This is a genomic window from Mycobacterium colombiense, from assembly GCF_003284935.1.
GTDB classification, from domain to species: domain Bacteria; phylum Actinomycetota; class Actinomycetes; order Mycobacteriales; family Mycobacteriaceae; genus Mycobacterium; species Mycobacterium arosiense_A.
In genome coordinates this window covers 19,207-39,095 of record NZ_QMEV01000001.1, presented here as the reverse complement: position 1 = coordinate 39,095, position 19,889 = coordinate 19,207, and the positions used below count along the sequence as shown (strand labels likewise).

Annotated in this window: 27 protein-coding genes and 1 pseudogene; 3 read left to right on the top strand and 25 right to left on the bottom strand. The window is 59.9% G+C overall.

The window, feature by feature from the left end:
- Nucleotides 1-3: 3 nt before the first annotated feature.
- The 24 genes from DQP57_RS00210 to DQP57_RS00110 all read right to left on the bottom strand — a co-directional run bounded on the left by DQP57_RS00210 (nt 4) and on the right by DQP57_RS00110 (nt 14,210).
- Nucleotides 4-417, bottom strand: coding sequence for a hypothetical protein (locus DQP57_RS00210; RefSeq protein ID WP_112630606.1), 414 nt, complete (start codon nt 415-417; stop codon nt 4-6).
- Complete coding sequence (locus DQP57_RS26500) at nt 414-743, bottom strand: hypothetical protein (RefSeq protein WP_133259192.1); 330 nt, start codon at nt 741-743, stop codon at nt 414-416. Before DQP57_RS26500 ends, DQP57_RS00210 begins: the two co-directional genes overlap by 4 nt.
- A 33-nt stretch (nt 744-776) precedes the next feature.
- Entirely contained in the window at nt 777-1,190 is a 414-nt protein-coding gene (locus tag DQP57_RS00205; RefSeq protein WP_133259191.1) for a hypothetical protein, read from the bottom strand.
- 19 nt (nt 1,191-1,209) lie between these two features.
- Entirely contained in the window at nt 1,210-1,671 is a 462-nt protein-coding gene (locus tag DQP57_RS00200) for a hypothetical protein (protein WP_112630602.1), read from the bottom strand.
- Between the two features lie 517 nt (nt 1,672-2,188).
- A complete protein-coding gene (locus DQP57_RS00195; protein ID WP_133259190.1) occupies nt 2,189-2,950 on the bottom strand; it encodes a ribonuclease H-like domain-containing protein in 762 nt (253 codons plus the stop codon).
- Complete coding sequence (locus DQP57_RS00190) at nt 2,943-3,284, bottom strand: dATP/dGTP diphosphohydrolase domain-containing protein (protein ID WP_112630598.1); 342 nt, start codon at nt 3,282-3,284, stop codon at nt 2,943-2,945. Before DQP57_RS00190 ends, DQP57_RS00195 begins: the two co-directional genes overlap by 8 nt.
- Nucleotides 3,285-3,384: 100 nt before the next feature.
- Entirely contained in the window at nt 3,385-3,882 is a 498-nt protein-coding gene (locus tag DQP57_RS00185; RefSeq protein ID WP_112630596.1) for a hypothetical protein, read from the bottom strand.
- Entirely contained in the window at nt 3,883-4,119 is a 237-nt protein-coding gene (locus DQP57_RS00180; protein ID WP_133259189.1) for a DUF7427 family protein, read from the bottom strand.
- Nucleotides 4,120-4,405: 286 nt separating this feature from the next.
- On the bottom strand, nt 4,406-4,678 hold the full coding sequence (locus DQP57_RS00175) for a hypothetical protein (RefSeq protein WP_112630592.1): 273 nt from the start codon (nt 4,676-4,678) through the stop codon (nt 4,406-4,408).
- A 1,461-nt stretch (nt 4,679-6,139) separates the two neighbouring features.
- A complete protein-coding gene (locus DQP57_RS27570; protein ID WP_205868990.1) occupies nt 6,140-6,310 on the bottom strand; it encodes a MerR family transcriptional regulator in 171 nt (56 codons plus the stop codon).
- Between the two features lie 151 nt (nt 6,311-6,461).
- Complete coding sequence (locus DQP57_RS00160; protein WP_112630586.1) at nt 6,462-6,650, bottom strand: hypothetical protein; 189 nt, start codon at nt 6,648-6,650, stop codon at nt 6,462-6,464.
- Entirely contained in the window at nt 6,647-7,081 is a 435-nt protein-coding gene (locus DQP57_RS26495; protein ID WP_133259188.1) for a hypothetical protein, read from the bottom strand. Before DQP57_RS26495 ends, DQP57_RS00160 begins: the two co-directional genes overlap by 4 nt.
- 364 nt (nt 7,082-7,445) lie before the next feature.
- The gene (locus DQP57_RS27565; RefSeq protein WP_165821714.1) at nt 7,446-7,688 is read right to left on the bottom strand and encodes an endonuclease domain-containing protein; all 243 of its coding nucleotides are present in this window, start codon (nt 7,686-7,688) and stop codon (nt 7,446-7,448) included.
- Nucleotides 7,689-7,917: 229 nt separating this feature from the next.
- Nucleotides 7,918-8,664, bottom strand: coding sequence for an ATP-dependent Clp protease proteolytic subunit (locus tag DQP57_RS00145; RefSeq protein ID WP_205868989.1), 747 nt, complete (start codon nt 8,662-8,664; stop codon nt 7,918-7,920).
- A gap of 83 nt (nt 8,665-8,747) precedes the next feature.
- Nucleotides 8,748-9,182, bottom strand: a complete 435-nt coding sequence (locus DQP57_RS00140) for a single-stranded DNA-binding protein (protein WP_112630578.1) — start codon at nt 9,180-9,182, stop codon at nt 8,748-8,750.
- The gene (locus DQP57_RS26490; protein ID WP_133259187.1) at nt 9,161-9,424 is read right to left on the bottom strand and encodes a hypothetical protein; all 264 of its coding nucleotides are present in this window, start codon (nt 9,422-9,424) and stop codon (nt 9,161-9,163) included. Before DQP57_RS26490 ends, DQP57_RS00140 begins: the two co-directional genes overlap by 22 nt.
- A 1-nt stretch (nt 9,425) precedes the next feature.
- The gene (locus DQP57_RS00135; protein ID WP_112630576.1) at nt 9,426-10,490 is read right to left on the bottom strand and encodes a PPE family protein; all 1,065 of its coding nucleotides are present in this window, start codon (nt 10,488-10,490) and stop codon (nt 9,426-9,428) included.
- Entirely contained in the window at nt 10,490-10,675 is a 186-nt protein-coding gene (locus tag DQP57_RS00130; protein WP_112630574.1) for a hypothetical protein, read from the bottom strand. The genes DQP57_RS00135 and DQP57_RS00130 overlap by 1 nt, the downstream gene beginning before the upstream one ends.
- A complete protein-coding gene (locus tag DQP57_RS26485) occupies nt 10,672-11,283 on the bottom strand; it encodes a hypothetical protein (protein WP_133259186.1) in 612 nt (203 codons plus the stop codon). The genes DQP57_RS00130 and DQP57_RS26485 overlap by 4 nt, the downstream gene beginning before the upstream one ends.
- Nucleotides 11,280-11,441: a hypothetical protein gene (locus tag DQP57_RS26740; protein WP_165821713.1), complete on the bottom strand. Its 162-nt coding sequence runs from the start codon at nt 11,439-11,441 to the stop codon at nt 11,280-11,282. Before DQP57_RS26740 ends, DQP57_RS26485 begins: the two co-directional genes overlap by 4 nt.
- Entirely contained in the window at nt 11,429-11,632 is a 204-nt protein-coding gene (locus DQP57_RS00120; RefSeq protein WP_240631638.1) for a WhiB family transcriptional regulator, read from the bottom strand. The genes DQP57_RS26740 and DQP57_RS00120 overlap by 13 nt, the downstream gene beginning before the upstream one ends.
- The gene (locus DQP57_RS26735) at nt 11,595-12,248 is read right to left on the bottom strand and encodes a hypothetical protein (protein ID WP_165821712.1); all 654 of its coding nucleotides are present in this window, start codon (nt 12,246-12,248) and stop codon (nt 11,595-11,597) included. Before DQP57_RS26735 ends, DQP57_RS00120 begins: the two co-directional genes overlap by 38 nt.
- Before the next feature lie 183 nt (nt 12,249-12,431).
- Nucleotides 12,432-13,076 carry an RNA ligase family protein gene (locus tag DQP57_RS00115; protein WP_112630568.1) on the bottom strand — a complete coding sequence of 215 codons (645 nt, stop codon included), beginning with the start codon at nt 13,074-13,076 and terminating at the stop codon, nt 12,432-12,434.
- Nucleotides 13,077-13,523: 447 nt separating this feature from the next.
- The gene (locus tag DQP57_RS00110) at nt 13,524-14,210 is read right to left on the bottom strand and encodes a hypothetical protein (RefSeq protein WP_205868988.1); all 687 of its coding nucleotides are present in this window, start codon (nt 14,208-14,210) and stop codon (nt 13,524-13,526) included.
- A gap of 135 nt (nt 14,211-14,345) precedes the next feature.
- Between DQP57_RS00110 and lepA the strand changes: the two are divergent.
- The 3 genes and pseudogenes from lepA to DQP57_RS00095 form a co-directional block, all read left to right on the top strand.
- Nucleotides 14,346-16,154: pseudogene (lepA, locus tag DQP57_RS00105) on the top strand (translation elongation factor 4); the annotation flags it as partial.
- A gap of 2 nt (nt 16,155-16,156) precedes the next feature.
- Nucleotides 16,157-16,915 (top strand): sensor domain-containing protein, encoded by a 759-nt coding sequence (locus DQP57_RS00100; protein WP_112630566.1) that lies wholly within the window; start codon nt 16,157-16,159, stop codon nt 16,913-16,915.
- 55 nt (nt 16,916-16,970) lie between these two features.
- Complete coding sequence (locus DQP57_RS00095) at nt 16,971-17,693, top strand: sensor domain-containing protein (protein WP_240631633.1); 723 nt, start codon at nt 16,971-16,973, stop codon at nt 17,691-17,693.
- A 59-nt stretch (nt 17,694-17,752) separates the two neighbouring features.
- On the opposite strand, the gene DQP57_RS00090 is transcribed toward DQP57_RS00095, so the two are convergent.
- Nucleotides 17,753-19,801, bottom strand: a complete 2,049-nt coding sequence (locus DQP57_RS00090; RefSeq protein WP_112630562.1) for a glycoside hydrolase family 15 protein — start codon at nt 19,799-19,801, stop codon at nt 17,753-17,755.
- Nucleotides 19,802-19,889: the final 88 nt, after the last annotated feature.

The window sequence follows — 19,889 nt, the reverse complement described above, 5'->3', positions numbered from 1 at the left end:
GTCCTAGCTGATTAGTCCCTCGATGAATTTCTGGGCTTCGAAGTCACTAGAGGACGCGACATGCACCCCGCCATGGCCTCGATGATGGAACTGGCAGAGCCATTCCAGGTTGGCCGCGGACTCCACCCATTCGCCAACCTCGTCCGGATTGGACACACCGGGATAGTGCGCCTCCAGGACGGCTAAGTCGACGGCGTTTTGCAGGGCGAACTCGATGTGCGCGTGATGCAGCTCTAGCGGCCCCCGACAGCCCGAGAAGTCTTTCCGCCACTCACCTATGGCACACACCGCGGTCGCCTTTGTGCGGCGCCGGTAGGCCTCGAAATCGTGGTAGTGGGGATCGTGCTCGCGCGGCTCGTGTTCGGGGTAGTGCATCGTGTAGTGATGCGTGACCTCTTGCTCATGAGCGTCGGTCAATTAACCTCCTTAGCCGCGATCAGTGCGCTGAGTCGGCGTGACAGATCGCCGCCTATGTGTCCCGCGAGGACGGATGCGGCTTTGTTGACGGTCTTGATGCCTTGTTCGTCCAGGATGGCGATGCCGGGTAACGACAACAGCACATCGGCAACGGATTCTGACCATTCACACAGAGAGCGGAATCCGACCGGCTCATCACTGCCGTACACGACATGGGATGGAACCCACTGATGCCACAGTGCGTCCGCGAGGCGCGCACGAAGATCACTCATATCAGTTTCACCTGTTCCTTCCCGCACCTGCGACAGCGTCGACTCGACTTCCACATCAGGTCATACCGCTGAAACGGCACAGACCACTTAGACCAGCGGTGAATATGGATCAAGCTCAATAACCTCATTGAGTGAAGAGTCGAGAAGCCGGCCGGCGATAGGAGGGGTGCGTTTGACCTTCTCGTAGAAGCCGAAGTAGACGGAACCCTTGCGATAAGCCTTGGGGTGGATCCAGATGCCGAATATCATAACCGCGGCAGCCTCGGGGGCGATGAAGTTCGCAGTCAAAGTCTCCGGATAGAAATCCTCCTCCATGCTGATACCACCCTTGTACTGGGTGTGGATCAGTTCCTGCTCGGCCGTTAGAGACGTCGCGAAGAGTCGCGCTGCGGGCTGGCCATTGCCTAGTCCGCATTGGCATCCCGACATGGTTAGGGATGGGGTGAGAACCTGATACGGCAGCACCCGCATGGGATACCAGCAGTAGTAATAGTTATCCATCATGACACCTTTAGTCGACTCAGCTTCTTGATTGCTCGCCCCCGACAATCGTCAGGACGTGCTTCTTTTCCAGAAGTGCCATGAGGTAGTTAGTGGCTTCAGGCAGAACGATTGGCAACGCACCTAAACGCGCTGCCAACCATTCCACCTTTGTGTTCAACGCCGACTTGGTGGCAACCAGATCCGCCGATTGAGGCAGATCCAGATACATGCCCTCTTGCACCATCTCATTGCGGTCTTTACGCCCGGTCGCGGCCACCACATGTTCCACGCAAATTATCCGGTCGCCACATAGGGCGCGGATCTCCTTCCGCAGGGATGCGTTCGTGGAGTACAAATTGATTAGTCGGACATCGGGTTTGTCAACCAGATGAGGTGCAAATCGCCGAGTGGCGAAGTCTATTAAATCTTGCTTACGCTGAGCTTCCTGTAGGAGAAGCTTGTCGTTCTGTTCCTGATCGAGCGGAAACAGCGTCGTCACTTTCTTCTCCTACATAATCGTGGATCTCATCAACCCAGGAGTTATCCCCATGGGCGAACGCCCAGGCGGGGTTGGTGCGCTTACGGCCTAGATAGTTGCCGGCGCCATCGAATATGTATGTCCATCCGTCGACCGCGGCCTGTATCGTTGCGTCGTAGCCGGTCACGATGGGCATGGGACCGCCGATCATGCGGGCATAGTCAGATTCCCATGGGCCATCTAGCGTCTGGCGGGCAATGGGATTACCCACCGAGAATCTTCCTCGCGTTCTCGCGGGAGATGTTGTTGGCTAGGCTACCGGGCCTATTGGCCTCGACGTGATCGATGATGTCGCGCCAGGGCACGTAAGCCCACCAGTTTGGTGTCGGCAATGCAATCCCGTCAGTCACAGGCTTTGCCCCGTGCTCCAGGGCATGGGGCCAGCAATAACCTGGAGGGGTTGCTGCTCAAGTGCGGCATATTGTTCACGCAGCGGCCTATCACAGCGGTCGTTATATTCTTTGGACATAGGTCTGGATCATGCTGCTCTCAATTCTGCGAATTTATCCCCGGTCTTGCCCTTCGACCACACATGGCAGTCCGGGCAGTAGTAGCGGCGATAACGTCCGTTTGTCGTATATGCCCACCCCCGGCGCTGTACAGCATGGCCACAGTGGGGGCACGCCGGCTCGTTGTCGTCAACAAACAAGCCAGCGTTAATCGGCATCTTGAGCCATGGGTAAAGAAGGTCATACAGGTCAACCGTCAAGTCGACGTCGGTCTTGCAATACTTGGCCATAAGGGCGCGGGCCTTCTTGCCCGACTGCTCACTGGAGGGCCGCAGGACTTCATTCCACAGCTCTTGGCCGGTGTGTGCCACCTTATGCCCCAGCCCCAAGCGCTGGCAGATGTAATCCAGCTTGCGACTCGGAAAGTTGAACTGGCGGCGAATCTCCTTGTAGAGATCTAGCTGCTTAAAGGGGGCTGGAGGGGCTAATCCTTCGGTTAGGAATGCCGCCCTGGTGTGCTTATCGTCAAATCCGACACTGTTGTACCCGCAGACCACATCAGCCTCTTCGAAGAGGGCGTGCAGGGTTGCGATCATGTCGCTGTACCCATCGCCCCATTCGGAGGCGAACTTGGTGCGTTTCTCGCCATGCCAGCGGTAGGCAAAGCAGATGATGTGCGAAGACTCAATGATCTGATTTATGCCGATCATCGGCTTAAAAAGAGACCAGGCCGACACCACATTAGGTGCTAGCTCAATGTCATAGATCAGAGTCTTGGGGCCGTTAGCCACGCGAGTCGTATTCCGGCATGTTGTCCATGAACCAAGCCAGGGCGATGCAGTGCCAGGCTGCGGCGACAACGTGCTTAGTCCCGGTCTCGGGATCGATGTCCTCGCCAGCCCAGAAAGAATTCAGGTGGCGCTGGCAGGCTGCGTAGGAGTACTTCCAGTCATAGCCTTTTTTCCAATTCGAATCTGAATATTTAGCTGCGCCTTTTCCAAAATGCTCAGCGATCTCCCAGAGGATTTCTGCCGGGATAAGGTCGAAGCGCGCGAGCTTAGAACCCTTTTGGCCACCGGTCTCACTAGTGACTCGTACCTCATCGAGGATGGGATGGCAATTCATTTAACTACACCTAACGGCCCGAGTTGGAAGTAATCAACCTGTTCCTGCAGCCACAAATAGAAGTACCAGTAGTAATACCAGAACTTGTCACTCAGTTTATTCAAGCGTATTCGCCGCATCCATTATTGTGTTCGAAGTACTCCCAGGGAACCCATCCGCGCGCGCATTCGAATCCCCAATTGCGCAATTTAGGCCCGGTGACAATCAACGTCCAGGTGGGACGCTCGCGCTGCATGGTCCAGCCGGCATCGCTGGTGACAACCTCTTGTAGGAGTTGCACCCGGTGAAGCGTGTTCGGCCGCCTGAGGGCAACTGAGCCCGCTTTCCGGTGCCTTGTAGAGCCATCGTCGCGGTGCTCGATGTACTGACCCTTGAGGATCAGGGAGGCGAACCACCAGGGATGGTCGTGCAAGGCGCGGTCGTCGTCGCTGCGCTTGAATTTATGCAGATAGATGTTGATAAAGGAGTTGCGGGGGATCAAAAACCACCTAAGTAAATAGGGGTTGTGCTCACCGCCGATGATAAAGTGTGGTTGTCCAGTCAGCAGCTTCCGCAGCCAATTCTTATTCAATTGTTTGCGTTCGGCTCTGGATGCCATTTATCTTCCCTTACGAAGTCTCTTCCAAAATGATTGGGCTAACAGGTCGTATCTCTCGTCCATGAGGTTGGCGAGATGGAGGGTGATGATCGAGCCGACTGACACGATGAACACGCGGCCGGCGATGGGATGTTGCTCCACGAGCGAATCCGCGCCTTCCGACAACATCGGGCCATCGTCAAGTTCGTAATCCAGCACATTGAGGAACAACTGCATCCATTTCCAGCCAGCGTTCATACTCAATGGCTCCTTACATAAAGAGAGCCGGGGTGCCTCAGCCTTAACGGGGGCACCCCGGTGCGTGGCGCTCAAAACCCTCAACTCCACTGCATTTAGTAGGAAGGGATAGTGGCCGGGGAGCGCCAGAATTAGAAGTTAGACGCCCATAGGTTGTTCACAAGGGGTGGGCGTGAGTTGGCCCCCGACTGCCCTAACGCCGGCAATCAGCGGACATACTGCGCTATGTCAGACGTCGTGTCGCCTTTGTAGATCACCCCACCCCGACGACTAGGGTGGGAGAGTTTTATGCGTCCGCGCCGTAAACCTGGTCGCGAGCACGCCTCAGCGCCCGAATCAGCCGGTTGCAATCATCACGGCTGAGTTGGTCGGTGTACTGGTCGATCTCTTCGACGCCTGAGTCACGGAAGGATTGATCCCAGACGTGGCGCTGAAAGCGCAACTGGAGATTACCGCCGGCCTCGGGCTTCGACCAGCGCAATTCCACGCTGGTGGCATCAGCGACTGGCTGCCCACTGGGCAGCTCGGTCTGTGCGAACTGAATGATTTCTTTTGGCATCACGCCATCCTTTACATCACGTAATTTTGGGTCCGCACCTTTACGCCCCTCGGTGCAGCTCTCCCTGCTATGGAATTTACCACCGGATAAACCGGCCACCAGCGTGGGCGCGAGGGAGCTTAAGTTTTGTCCCGATACTTATCAGGCGCGTCGGGATAAGCGCGGTGACGGCCGGGTGGCAGGTCGGTTCCTGCCCATAGCGCCCCGGCGCGGTCCTATTAAAGTTTGTAGAGGCTGAGAATACACCGTTCCTCAGTAAGCTTTCGCCAGATTATGGATTCCTGACTTTTCCACCGATTCCCATCGGTACTTACCACGCCTGGTCAGTTACGCTAACCACTCGTTATGCTGCAAGCTACTCCACGACGTTCGCTTCGACACTGGGTTCGCGGGCCCAGAGCTGCACTACTTGTCCATGAACCGCCGTCGCCTTGCGGGCTCGTGACGGCCCCTGTTCCGACCTCGGCAGGGGATTAAGACGCTTTAACTTTACAGCAGGGAAAGGCTTTTGCTTTATATAACCATATAGCGATGATTACACTGTGGGGATCGAACCCACTCCGTTGATTCCAAATATCAATGCTCTGCCAATGAGCTAAGTGTGTTTTTGACTGGAGACGTGCTTCCCCATGAAGGTCCGCACCCTTTTGAGGTACAGAATGCTTCACGCCTCTCGTGCTTCAGGTCGGCTCACCTGTTTCGCACCCTCAGGATTCGTCGTGTGATCCGTCGACCACCGCACTAAAACCGTCATGGAATCCGCCCTTCCCTGCCGGGGTCGGACTGATATTCCTTCCGCACTCACGCTAGCCTTGTTCGATAGCCTTTTCAGCCGCACGTACGGCATGGTCAGCCCCACTGGTTCACAGCCCTGGGCCGGGGGCGTAACTCGGTAGCGCACCGCCAGTATCAGTGACGGTGTTGAGTTGGGATTGCATGAGGTACCGTTGCCGGCGGCGAGTTGTCACCTCGCCTTTCACCACCTTGCGGCGGCTTATAGGTCATGCCCTAAAGATTTTTGATTGTAGATATAGCTGTGCTACGGAAAAAGCCTAGCACGCTATCGCGTGCGGGACGGGCCACTCCCCGGCAAAATACATGCTGGGCTGCACCAATGGCCTATAGCATGCCATTTTGGAGTCGGATAACTGTGCAATGGTCACCCTGGCCCCGACATACACGGAATCGGACTCCCCGGTGCGTGGGCGAAACCATTCAGATCGTTTCGTCGACATGCCGATAGCATGCTTATGCATCCAGCCAATTAGATCATTCTCGGCAGTGTCTATGCCCATAAACTGGCGGGAGGCGAACGCAGCCACGATTGGATTGTCATGGACCCTGGCCTCGCGCTCATACTCGGTGAATCTCTGCTGCACGGGACGGACGGTCCTGCCAACCTTTAGTACGCCATTCCGGAATCTTACTATATACAGGCATCCCTTAAGGCCCCCCAGGCGGCTAGCCATTGCGCTCGCGCTCGGCTCGATATCTTAGGACATCGCGCACACGATATAACGCACGTCCATCTGATTGTTTATGCGTGGGTACCTTGTCGCGGTGTCGACGCGCCCAGTCACGGATATTCTGCTCAGTGAACCCGAAGCGCTCCGCGAGATCGCGGGCTGACATCAGCCGATCTAAGTCAATGGGGGCGTCGTTAACAAGCCACTTTTCCCCGCTTGCCCACATACGATCATCGACCTCATTGCATGCGGCTAGCGATACCTCCATCAGCCTCGTGCGATAGGCGTCTATGATCCGGCGGTACCTTGTGTGCCAGTCAGCCAACGCCCCACCACGATAGAACGTCCTGAAATGCCTCCCAGCGTCCGTGCATGACCTGAGCCTCGCCCACGGTTGCCACGGTGTATATTCCGCTGCGAACCTTCTCGATCTCCTTGCGGACCCAATCCTCGAAATCGGGCATTAACTCATACACTTCGTCAATGGTGCCGTAGCGTTCACTCATTTGAACTCCTTGCACACTCCGATGTCGACCCATCCTTCTGCTTCAAGATCTCCAAGAGACCCAGCCTCCAGAAAAGGCCATAGAGGTGCTGTATCGGCCAGGTCAATATCGCTGTCGCCAAATCTTCCATAACTACCCCCGCCACCGCCAAGCACGGTTATGTCCAGATGGGTTGTATCCGGCTTAATCTCCACCGGCTTGCACTCACGAATCAGCACATTGCCGAAAATGGTGACGTGCCACGGCTCAGGATCGACGTTGACAAACTGCCACCTCTGGCGCCATTCCGGTTTCTCAACGTACTCACCGCGGTGCCGACCCTTGTAGAAGTAACCAGCAACCCATGCGGCGAGCACGAAGAAGAAGAGCGCAACAAGGGCGATGAGTGGACCAGTAAGCGGGTGGTAGTCCAGGTTATCCAGCTCGGTCAAGGGCATCCTCTACCGCGTCACGCAGATGGTTGCGAGCTTCCCTATCCCAGGCCTGCTGGGCCTCAAACGCTGCAGCGACCGAATCAGGTACGCAGGCGATGATGCCGTTGGCTAGGGCCCCGATGAGGTTGGCCCAGAAGGGTAGGGAGTAGAGGCTCTGCTTTTGGCGCTGCCGGTGGCATTCCCGAGCCTCTAGGAGGTAGGCCAGGCGGAAGTCAGCCATTCTTACCTTTCTCCGGTGGGACGGTGGCCCACCTGTAGAAGTGCTCAGCCATGTCCGTCACTGCACTAGCGATACCGATGCCAGTGGGAACGCGTTGAAGTAGGGCGCCGGCCATTCCCAGCGCCCACTTCCGGTTTTCGATTACGTCCTTGGAGTATTGGCTAATCTTGTCGACTCCCATTCATTAAGATATCGCTGTACGGCATCTCGATCTGGATGTTGTAGATACCCCGCCTGGATATTGTGCAGGTTACATAAGACACCACGCACACATTCGCCGCAGCCAAATCGACCCGGGCAGCATGTGTGATCATGGTCTATACGCAGAGCCCGCCCATTCCTGTCGCGCGGGGCTCCGCAGACATAGCAACCGCGCGACAGCATTTGGGCCAGGATCTTTGGGTCCAGCTTGTACCTCTTGGTCTGGGCGAAATGTGTGGAGCACATTTGTCCACTGGATACGCAGTCATCGCAGTTAGTAACGATGGCATCTTGACGGCTTCGCCAAGGTCTGATTGGACTATCTAGCGGGGCTCCGCGTTGCATGCGTAAATAATGCGCATCGCACAGGGACTTCTTAACCGCCGCTCGGCCACAGACCGCAACTGAGCAACTACCCAATTTCGTCTACGATACCCAGCCTGTACGCCTCTTCGGAATCGAGCCACCAATCTTGGCGGTTCCATTTTGCCTTAAAGGTATCCAGGTCAATAGCGTCGGGACGGCCCGTGGCCTGCGCTCGGGTGACAAAGATATTCGCCACACGATCACTCATTTTATCGAGAAATTTTATTTCATCCTTGAGTTCACCGATTTTCCCCTGGGCAAATGACGACACCTCGTGAACCATGATGTAAGACTCGGGCCCCACAATCCTGTGGTCCGCAGACTGCAGCAGGATGCCGGCCATGGAGGCGGCGTAACCGCGCACAATCATGGTGGTGTGGTGCGTGCCCTTGGGCCGACTGCTGGTGTCCCACGGCCGTGTGGAGTAGGCGGTGATCTGGTCGAACAGGTGCATGCCGTCGATCACTGATCCACCCGGGGAGTCCATGACGATGGTCATCGGGCAGTTCGGTTCGTTGCGGTGCCAGATGGCCAGTTGCGCGAGGCAGGCGGTGACCGGCTCGTCGTACACCCCAGTCAGAAAGTCGAACTGGTAGTGGTGGTGGTTGGCCGACGTCGCGATCTTCTCCTGGCGCACAGCGGCGTCACGGGCGATGCGGGCCGTCTCCATGTGGTATTCGGCGGCAACAGCTTCGGCGAGCTTGCGGCGCGTTTCGGCCTTGCGCAGTTCGGTCTGGGCCAAGAGGTGAGCTGCTTCTGCTTCGAACTTGGCGGTTTCTGCGGGACTGGTCATTTTTCTCCTTGCATTAGGGGCCCACATTTTCGATTTCGGGGGTTTTCCCCGGGGGTGGATTTTCGGGTTTCAGACGAATTTCGTCAGAATGGCGGTTCGTCGTCAGATCCGCCCCATGCATCGGAGTTGGTCTTGGTACCACCCGATGGCCGGTTGTCGCTCTTGCTCACCCGTGCCGTGGCGTAACGCAGGCTCGGGCCGATCTCGTCCACCTCAAGCTCCATGACGGTGCGTTTCTCGCCCTCGCGGGTTTCATAAGAGCGGGACTTGAGCCGGCCGGTGGCGATCACACGCTGGCCGCGCTGAAGGGTTTCCGCCACGTTCTCGGCGGCCTCGCGCCAAATGTTGCAGCGCATGAAAAGGGCGTCGCCGTCTTTCCATTCCCCGCTCTGGCGGTCGTAGAGCCGCGGGGTGCTGGCGATGGTGAAGTTGGATACCGCGGCACCACTGGGGGTGAAGCGAAGTTCAGGATCGGCAGTTAGATTGCCGACAATGGTCAGCGTCGTGTCAGCAGGCATGGCGGTGCCACGAACTCCTTTTCATCAGAAATAATGCCGTAGAACATCTTGATCTCGGCCAGTAGCTCATTGGCTACGCGAAAAATGGTCTTGTAATTAAGGGGCACACCCTCGCGCGTGAGTCGCCGGCCCATCCACTCAACCGTCAGCGTGGGGGTGGACCCGAGTGCGGTGGAATATTCGAGGCTCGGTCCAAAGCCAAGCTGTGGCTTAGCCTTTTCCTGATGCTGCTTGAAGTACAAATTACCCTCCGGATGGATGGCGTGGAATGAGTTTCTTTTGGCGGAAGCCGTAGCGTGCCGGCTCGGGCTTTTCCCGCCTGCCAAGTAGTGGCGTGACAGGGGGACCGAAGTACCCCTCGCCCGTGTTCAATGCTGAGACAGGTTCAGGATTAGTGAACGGCAGGGATGCTGAACGCTCCCAGGATTGGGGGACACTCAGCTTGCCCACTGACTGGGCGTTACCGAATGACGCGGCGGTGTTGAGGCCACCTGTCATTCCCCCGCCGAAGCGGGATTCGATCTGGGCCACCTGCTCAGGCGGGAGTTGCGCCTCGCCGATGGCGATCTGCTTCTCACCCTGAAAGAGGCTCATCAATGCCACTGTCGAGGTGATGGATTGAATGACACCCAAGGGAACATCGAACAGGACCCCGGAGGATAGGTTGGACTGGATGTAGTCATTGAATAGACCCAGCCATCCCGTTGTGGGATCAATGTTTTGTAGCCCCTGTAGAGCGTTCTGAATGCCACCCTGCGGTAGTTGCTTGGGCTGCTGCGCAACGTTCGTTGTGAGCGGTTTGAGCGGGGTAAAACTAGGCAGTCTGGTCGCCTGCATAGATGACACCTGATAGGTGGTCATCGCGGCGGCGTCTTGTGCCCACATCTCCGAATACTGCGCCTCGGTAGCCATGATGACCGGCGTATTCACACCCAGGAAATTGGTAGCAACCAGAGCAGTGAGTCGAGCGCGATTCTCAGTGACCTCGAATGGCGGAACGGTAGCGGCGAAGGCGGTCTCGTATGCGGCGACCGCGGCTTGTGCCTGTGTCGCCGTCACTTCCGCCTGTGCTGCCGTAGACGTTAACCACTTGGTATACGCCAGGGAGGACTTCAACATGGCGTCGGATGAAGGACCCGTCCATACACCCGCTAACGCCGTAACCGTCGCGACGTGCTGCATCGCAGCATCGCTCAGCCCGTTCGCTATCTGGGACCACGAGGCTGCTGCAGCCACAAGAGGGCCAGCGCCCGCACCCGTATACATCCTCAGCGAGTTGATCTCGGGCGGGAGGAGGGAGTAAAGCATTAGTCACCTAACAGCCCCGCGATGTTCTCCAGGAAATCCCTGGCCACCTCGACCTGAACCACACCGGACTCGTCCGCGTTGCCGATCCACACAAAGTGGATGGCGACGGGGTGAAGACACACCTCGGGGCAGACGATTTCTACCTGAAAGAATTCGGGCGGTGGTTTCTTGTATCTCTTCTTCACTTGGAGTCCTTCGCGAGGTCGTTGCAGTGCTGGTCGTATTCGTCCAGGGACATGACGAATCCGCATTCCTCGTCGCTGCATTCGATAGTGGGGTCGCCGATCCACTGCTGAAGAGTGGGCAGGCCGCATCTGGGGCAGGGGGCGTGACGCTTCACTGCGATACGGCCGAAGCCGAGGATGGCGTTGGCCCTGACATGCACCCCGCGGATATCGCAGGCGCGTTGCCAACCTTCCAAGTATTTGTCGTAGGCCTTGTCCTTGTACCAGACCTGAAACTTGGTGGGGGGCTGAGCGATGAGGTCTGCCACCCGAAGGTTGTCGGTGCGTTCAATGACGTCGGAGATGTCGACCAAGAGTTCATCAACGCGGGGATCGATGGGGCATGCCGGCTCGGGGGATGACTTAACCCGACTCTGCAAAGCGGTCTTCGGTGTGACGCCGAGGAACAATCGTAGAGCCGCGGCCAGGTGGGGTAGCTCCTCTAACTGGCGTTGCAGATCCTGAATACAGCCGGCGCAGATGGTGTTGACCTTGGCCGTGATGGCAGGACCGTCAGAGGTTCTGCCTATGCAGTGCCTACCCGAGCGACAACGAGGATCCGTGCTCACCCACCCTGCTGATGTGCTGAGTTAACCCAGGCGAGTCCGTCTTTTTCCCACTCTTCCTGGGTGAAGTAGCGGGTGCGCTTACCGATGACGACTTTCCACTTGTTCATCTTCTTGCCCCACCGGTTCAGATTGGTAACCGTGACACCTAGACCGCCCATGGCTCGCCTTCCTGATCAAATACTTTGCGTTCATTCGCCGACATGCCACCGAACACACCATGGCGGGCACCGGATACCTCTATCGCGAGGGTGTCCCTAAGGCATTGCTGCCATACGGGACATGTGTTGCACACTTTCTTGCCGGCGTCGCTACTACATCCCCGCGGCGGGAAGAAAAGGCTCAGAGGCATCCCCCTGCAAGCCGCTTGGTCGTGCCAACGAACGTCCCTGTAGCTCATGTGATCGCCTCCGCAATCGGTGTAGAAGGCTGCTGCGCTGGATGCCCATGCGTTCCGCAATTTGGGTGTCGTCCAGGCCGATTTCTTTCAGCTCGCAGTAGTCCTCATACCAAGCCGAGCTATCGTCTTCTGGCATTTGAGGAGAGGCTGCGGGATCATCGATTGAATCCTCATCCCAGGCAAGTGGGACGACCCAGCCCCTTGCTGCGGCGCGGCGTCGACTCTCTTTACTGGGGCCCTGGGTCATCTGCAATTCGTTGAACAACCTGGCCACGGCTCGCGCCGTTTTCGCATTCACGCCAGGCTGTCTACTCGACGTGATTGCTGTGACAACCGAGTGCTCTACACCCAGGAGTTCAGCCAGGTGCCGACCCTGATATCCGATGGCATGTAAGGCCTGTAGTCGGCGCTGAGTTCCCACCGCGGGAACGGGACATCCATCGTTGGCGATTTTCCATGGCACGTCCGGAATGGGAACGGAAAGGATCTTCGCTGCGGTAGAGGCCAGCACATAGCGTCGGCGGCCGGCGACGATGCCCCAGATATTGTTCTGGGGAATGCCGACCATCTGACCCAGGCGCGCATTGGATATCCCCGCGTCCGACAGTGCCTTGATATGGGCTATGACAGGACCTGGATCGGCCTTGCCTGTGGGTAAATGCCTGGTCTCTAATTCATAGTGGGGTTTGCAGAAACCCCCGGTCTGTTCTGCACGATTACATGTTGGCTTAGCGCAACGCCGGCTCTGCATTTATGCGGCACTTTCTAGGTCAACCTCTCCCTTGTCGAGGAGTTTGGTTTCGTGTTCAAGGAATTTGGGTGACTTGGCTTTGAGAATGAGTGGGACTAATCCCTCTTGGCGTAAGCAGATGCCTTCGTCAACCGTCTTGTGGCTAGACACAATGAGTGGGATATCATTCCAGCCGCCAAAATCGGCCAGGCGTTCATCCAGGAAATTCCCGAGGAACTCCTCCACCTCCACCAGGGGCTCACGCCCGCCATGGAGCGGAATGCGCTTCAATTCCGGGCACCATTTCAGGCCGCGGGCTTGGCAGAATTCCTTGACGCCATCCCAGGGCAAATCGGTCAGGACACCTTGGGAGTTGATCGTGGATACCCGGTATACGAAAAGCTCAGCCTCGCCTTTGGAAAGGTGATATGTATAGTTCTTTTGCAGAGGTACCGCATCGGGACCAGGCGTCCATCCCACAAGCTCTCCATAGAGGACGACACCCTCGGGCAAAAGCTCTGCAATCTTCTGGCCGTAGTGTGTCCAAATATCCTGATCATAGTAATGGTTCTGCCTCGGGTTGTTGGGATCCTTGATTACCTTGCGAGATCCAAACACTACGTCGTATTCGTAACGGGGAATCTTAATCTTCTTGAACCAGGGCATTGTCCCCACGCCTCTTTCTCTTCTGATATGAATCGCGCTGGTATTGGTTACTCGCCTCGTGGCAGAGCGTGCATCTACAACCGCGGCGATAACTTTTGCGCGTCCCGCATTCCGCCGGCTGAACGTTGTAAAACGGGTGGGTGTCTATGTAATCTAAAAGCTCATCTATGCGAGCCGTTCGACGTGTGGACATGTGTGGACGTACCGAATGCAAGAGTGGGGCAACGTCAGCCCTCTTGGATACGCGCCAGGAGTAGATTGGCTTTAGGTTTTCCCTGTGAGTAACACATATTCCACCGACGCCAGTCAGGCGTAAGAGCTTTTCTATCGTGTCCTGGTCGGTCATGCCGCAAGAGATGTTGGGAAATTTCCTCCCATTTTTCACCCCGAAGCTGAAGCAGCCCTCCCCTTCCAGCAGTCCGGCCACCCACGCACACTCGACTTCGTTCATACGAGTTCGGCAAGTCGAAGCTTTATCAATAGCCTCTCTAGCGGTGAAAGCTGGCGAAGGACAGGGACGACGCAGCCGGCCCTGAAACTGGTTCCATGGAGCTTCTGCGTGACCACGACCTCGCGGCCGGCCTTCAGCAAGTGCTTGTTCCTGTGGTATTGGTCCGTCTCCAGGTGCTCCGGGAACAGCTTCTTGTCGACGCGCTTGAAGGCCTTCTCCACCTTGCTCTTGGCCGGATTCTGAACGTGACGCTGGATCTCGTACTTGCGGCAGATCTCGTGGCCGTTCAGGGTGTCGAAGGTGTCACCCTCCAGCAGGCCGTGGACGTCAAAGCCGGTGTAGGCCAGCGATGACAGCGGCATCAAGAGAGCGTTTGAGGTGTGCCCACGCAGTTTGATCGCCCGGACGCGACGGTTCTTCTCCAGGTAGCCGGTCTCCGCGGGATCCTTGTTCAGGGTTGCGTCCCGGTACAGGTTGTTGATCGCGCAAAAGTCCTCGCTCAATTGAGTCTCGGCTGTGAAGGCCACGCGAAGCTGGCCGTGCTTGACGTCCTTCTGGGTGAGGGCCTGGTGCCCCAGAACGGGCACGCCGACCAGGTTGTCCAGACCGTCAAGCTCGATGAGGTTGCGGACACATACGATGGTGGCGGCGTAGTTGTTGTTCTTGGGTGCGTCCAGCTTCATCAATTCTCCTCATGGGTCTGTGTCCAATGGACACACCGATTTCTATTTCTGCTGGTAGTGGGGTGGTAGCGGGAAGGCACTTTTGGACACGGGAAGGTCTCAAAAATGGCACTTGACCTGCTAAAACAGGCAAATCCGGCGCAGATTCGGAACTTCTGCATCATCGCCCACATCGACCACGGAAAGTCCACGCTGGCCGACCGGATGCTCCAGCTCACCGGCGTCGTCGACGAGCGGTCCATGCGCGCGCAGTACCTGGACCGGATGGACATCGAACGCGAACGCGGGATCACCATCAAGGCCCAGAACGTGCGCCTGCCGTGGAAGGTCGCAGACACCGAGTACGTGCTGCACCTGATCGACACCCCCGGCCACGTCGACTTCACCTACGAGGTGTCCCGCGCGCTGGAGGCCTGCGAGGGCGCGGTGCTGCTGGTCGACGCCGCCCAGGGCATCGAGGCGCAGACCCTGGCCAACCTCTATCTGGCGCTCGACCGCGACCTGCACATCATCCCGGTGCTCAACAAGATCGACCTGCCCGCCGCCGACCCCGACCGCTACGCGGCCGAGATCGCCCACATCATCGGCTGCGAGCCGGGCGACGTGCTGCGGGTTTCGGGCAAGACCGGAGACGGCGTCGCCGACCTGCTCGACCACGTGGTGCGCGAGGTGCCGCCGCCGCAGGGCAGGGCCGACGCGCCGCTGCGGGCGATGATCTTCGACTCGGTCTACGACATCTACCGCGGCGTGGTGACCTATGTGCGCGTGGTCGACGGCAAGATCACCCCGCGCGAACGCATCGCGATGATGTCCACCGGCGCCACCCACGAACTGCTCGAGGTCGGCATCGTCTCGCCCGAACCGAAGGCCAGCGACGGCCTGGGCGTGGGCGAGGTGGGCTACCTGATCACCGGCGTCAAGGACGTCCGCCAATCCAAGGTGGGGGACACGGTGACGACGGCGCGGCACGGTGCCGCCGAAGCGCTGACCGGATACCGCGAGCCCAAGCCGATGGTCTACTCGGGTCTGTATCCGGTGGACGGCTCCGACTACCCGGATCTGCGCGACGCGCTGGACAGGTTGCAACTCAACGACGCGGCCCTGACCTACGAGCCGGAGACGTCGGTGGCGCTCGGCTTCGGATTCCGTTGCGGCTTCTTGGGTTTGCTGCACATGGAGATCACCCGTGAACGCCTGGAGCGAGAGTTCAACCTGGACCTGATCTCGACGTCACCCAACGTCGTCTATCGCGTGGTCAAGGAGGACAACACCGAGATCGTGGTGACCAACCCGTCGGACTGGCCGGAAGGCAAGATCCGGGATGTCTACGAGCCGGTGGTCAAGACCACCATCATCGCGCCGAGCGAATTCATCGGCACCATCATGGAACTGTGCCAGTCGCGCCGCGGCGAGCTGGGCGGCATGGATTACCTGTCGCCGGAACGCGTCGAGTTGCGCTACACGATGCCGCTGGGCGAGATCATCTTCGACTTCTTCGATTCGCTGAAGTCACGCACCCGCGGTTACGCCAGCCTCGACTACGAGGAGGCCGGCGAGCAGGAGGCGCAATTGGTCAAGGTCGACATCCTGTTGCAGGGCGAGGCGGTCGACGCGTTCAGCGCCATCGTGCACAAGGATTCGGCGTTCGCCTACGGCAACAAGATGACCACCAAGCTCAAAGAGCTGATTCCGCGCCAGCAGTTCGAGGTGCCCGTTCAGGCGGCCATCGGATCGAAAATCATTGCGCGCGAGAACATTCGCGCGATCCGCAAGGACGTGTTGTCCAAGTGCTACGGCGGTGACATCACCCGTAAACGCAAACTTCTCGAAAAGCAGAAGGAAGGCAAGAAGCGGATGAAGACCATCGGGCGGGTCGATGTGCCGCAGGAGGCGTTCGTCGCGGCGCTGTCCGCCGACGCCGCGGGGGACAAGGGCAAGAAATAGCCATGCGGATTCGGGGGATAGCGACGGCGCTGATGGCGGTCGCCGTGCTGGCGACGGGCTGCGGTGGGGTGGTGGCGGGCACGGCGAAGCCGGCGCCCACCCTGAAGCCCCGACCGCTCAGCGGCGCGACGGTCAAGCAGGTGCTTCTCGACGGCCCGACGCTGTCGCGGATGCTCAATCAGCCCTTCGTGGCGCGGGATCCGGCCGAATTCGGTGGGCCCGAAAGGCTTTATCAGGTCCAGCGGACGATGTCGCAGGCCGGCTGCCTGGGCGTGACGGCGATGCTGCAGCAGGGCGTGTACCGGTCCGCCGACGTGCAAGAGGTGGCGTCCGAGTCGTGGTGGAACAACGGTGAACCGGCGCAGGTGATCGTGGTCGAGGAGGGTGTGGTCACGCTCCCGTCGGCCGGGCAGGCCCAGGCGCTGTTCGCGCAGTTCTCGGGGCAGTGGCAGCAGTGCAACGGCATGACGACGTCGGAACAGTCCGGCCCGATCAGCACCACGAACGTCATCAGCGACGTCCGCGTCACGGACTCCACCATCGCCGCGACCAAAACCGCGACATCGATACTGCCCAACATGCCGCCGCTGCGGCCGACCCCGCAGGCGCGCGCCATCGGCATCCGGTCGAACTGTCTCGTCGAGGTGCAGGTCGTGTTCTTCGGCGGGCGGCGGTCGTCGGATCCCGGTTCGGCCGACATCAACTCCAGCGCCATCGACGTTGCGCACGCCCTGATGGACAGGGTCAGCGCCCTGGGCTGACGGCGCGCCGGGCTGCGGGAAGGGCAGGGGCGAAGTGAAGAGCAGCTTCCGTTCGTTGGCCGCTTTGATCGCGGTGCTGCTGACGGCCGGGTGCACCGAAACCACCTCCGGCACCGCAGTTCTGGCGCCGTCCGCGGGGCGGGTACCGCCCATCAAACGGGTATTGTTCGACGGCACCGCGCTGGCGAGGCTGCTCGGGCAGCCGTTCCAGCCCTACCCGCATTACTCGGAGTTCGGCGGACTCGACACACTGGGGTCCAACTGGGACAACGGGCGGCCGGCCGACTGCATCGGGGTCGTTCACCCGATGCAGCGGGTCACGTACGCCTCGGCACCGATCCAGGAGACGGCCGCCGAAATGTGGGTGCACAAAGGCGATTCCGTGAAGGTCGACAGCGTCGAGCAAGGCATCGTCGAGTTGCGAACGGTCGCGGACGCCGATGCGCTCTTCGTGAAGTTCACCGCGCAGTGGCAGAGATGCGACGGGACCACGTTGATGGTGGAGCCGATCGACGCATGGGGGGCGGACGCCATCTCCGACGTGCGCGTCTCGGATTCGGTTGTCGCGGCCACGGTTTCGAGGGGGTCGGGCCCACACGATGGTTTGAACGCCATCCCCGAGGCCCGGGCCCTTGGCGTCAAGGGACCTTACCTGGTCGAGGTCAGGGTCGAATTCCGTCCCTTTTACGGTCCGGGAGATGCGGGCAACGCCGACATCAACACCACCGCCATCGATCTCACCCACGCGCTCATGGACAAGCTCAACGCCCGCGGCTAACGCGCTTACCTGATGGCGGCGACGCGCTTCGTCCGGCTGCGCCGCCCTCGCGATCGCCGCTACATGGGCGCGTTAGCCGGCTGGAACCCCCCGGAGCCGTCGGCTTCCTCCTCGGCGCGGATGACGTGCACCACCGCGTTGATCAGCGCCAGGTGGGTGAAGGCCTGCGGGAAGTTGCCTAGTTGCCGACCGGTGCGCGGCTCGATCTCCTCGGCGTAGAGGTGCAGTGGGCTGGCGTAGGACAGCAACCGCTCACACAGGCGCTTGGCGCGCGCCACCTCGCCGATCTCGACGAGCGCCGACACCAGCCAGAACGAGCAGATCGTGAAGGTGCCCTCCTCGCCGGACAGCCCGTCGTCGGTTTCCTCGACCCGGTAGCGCAGCACCAGGCCCTCCTGGGTGAGTTCGTCGGCGATCGCCAGGACCGTGTTGCGCACCCGCGGGTCGTCCGGGGGCAAGAACCGCGTCAGCACCACCAACAGCAGCGAGGCGTCCAGCGCGTCGCTGCCGTAGCGCTGGGTGAACACCCCGCGGGCGTCCACGCCGTGCGCCAGGATGTCGTTCTTGATCTCCTCGGCGATCGCCCGCCACTGCTGGGCGTAGCTCTTCTCGCCCTGCCGCTCGGCCAGCTTGGCGCCGCGGTCGAGCGCCACCCAGCACATCACCTTCGACGACGTGAAGTGTTGCGGCTCCCCGCGCACCTCCCAGATGCCGCGGTCCGGCTCGCGCCAGTGCTTGATCGCCTCCTCCACCTGCTTCTTCAGCACCGGCCACAACGTCTCGGGCACTTGCTCGCGCGACTTGGCGTGCAGGTAGAAGGAGTCCAGGATGGAGCCCCAGATGTCGTGCTGGATCTGGTCGTAGGCGCCGTTGCCGATCCGCACCGGCCGGGCATGGTCGTAGCCGGACAGGTGATGCAGTTCCTCTTCGACCAGGCTGCGCTCGCCGCCCACGCCGTACATGACCTGCAGCGGATGGCGCTCGTTGTTGTTGGCGCCGGAGACGTCGGCGATGAAGGCGAAGAAGTCGTCGGCCTCGCGATCCAGTCCGAGCGTGTACAGGCCCCACAGCGCGAAGGTGGAGTCGCGCACCCAGGCGTAGCGGTAATCCCAGTTGCGTTCGCCCTGAGGCGTTTCCGGCAACGACGTGGTGCTGGCCGCCAGCAGCGCGCCGGTGGGCGAGTACGTCAGGCCCTTCAGCGTCAGCGCGCTGCGCTGCAGATAGGCCCGCCATGGGTGGTCGGGGAAGTTCCCGATGTTGATCCACTGCCGCCAGCACTCGGTGGTCTGCCACATCTTCTCGGCGGCCTCTTCGTAGGTCTGCGGCGCCGGGTGCTTGGTCCAGCTCAGGGCAACGAACACGTCGTCACCCTCTTTCATCCGGGTGCGTGCGCGCGCCTCGCGGCCTTCCAACCCGATCCTCAGGTTGGAGGTCAGCCGCATCGTCGGGTGGGCGTCGGGATCCTTGGTGGCGCGGGCGACGGCCTCGCCGTACGCGTTGGCCGAGTACTCCCAGGTGGCGCCGACGCGGTGGTAGTCGAACGCCGGTTCGCAGCTCATCATCAGCTCGACGGTGCCGCTGACGCAGCGCACCGTGCGCAGCAGGATGTGCTCGGCGTCCCAGTCCATCGGGGTGCGGCGGTGTGTGCGCGACCGCCGCTCCAGATCGTGCCACGGGCCCATCACCAGCGCATCGCGCACGATCAGCCACCCGGTGTGGGTCTGCCAGGTGGTTTCCATGATCAGGCTGCCGGGCAAATAGCGGCGCGCCGAGGGCACCGAGACCCCGTAGGGCCCCAGCCGGAAATGACCGGCGCTGCGGTCCAGGATCGCCCCGAACACACTGGGCGAGTCCGGTCGGGGCACGCAGAGCCATTCCACCGAGCCGGCGGGGGAGATCAGGCAGGTGGTTTCCCAGTCCGACAGGAACGCGTAGTCGGCGATCGGCGGGAACGGGTTCCGCAGGGCAGCGCTGGGAGCGAGGGGCCCGGGTGTGCGCAGGTCGATGGACGACGACATCGACGTGGCGGAGGCGGCCTGACGCTCTTCCCCGGGCAGGGCGTCGAGCGGTGCGGCCGGCTGGTCTTCGGGCTGGGCATGCAGAACCATCTGGACATCATCGCTGCTCAGCGGTCTCGCGTCCAACGTTTCGCCGAGCTGGCGTGCCGCGCCGCCGTCCGTTGCATCGGGCCTGTGC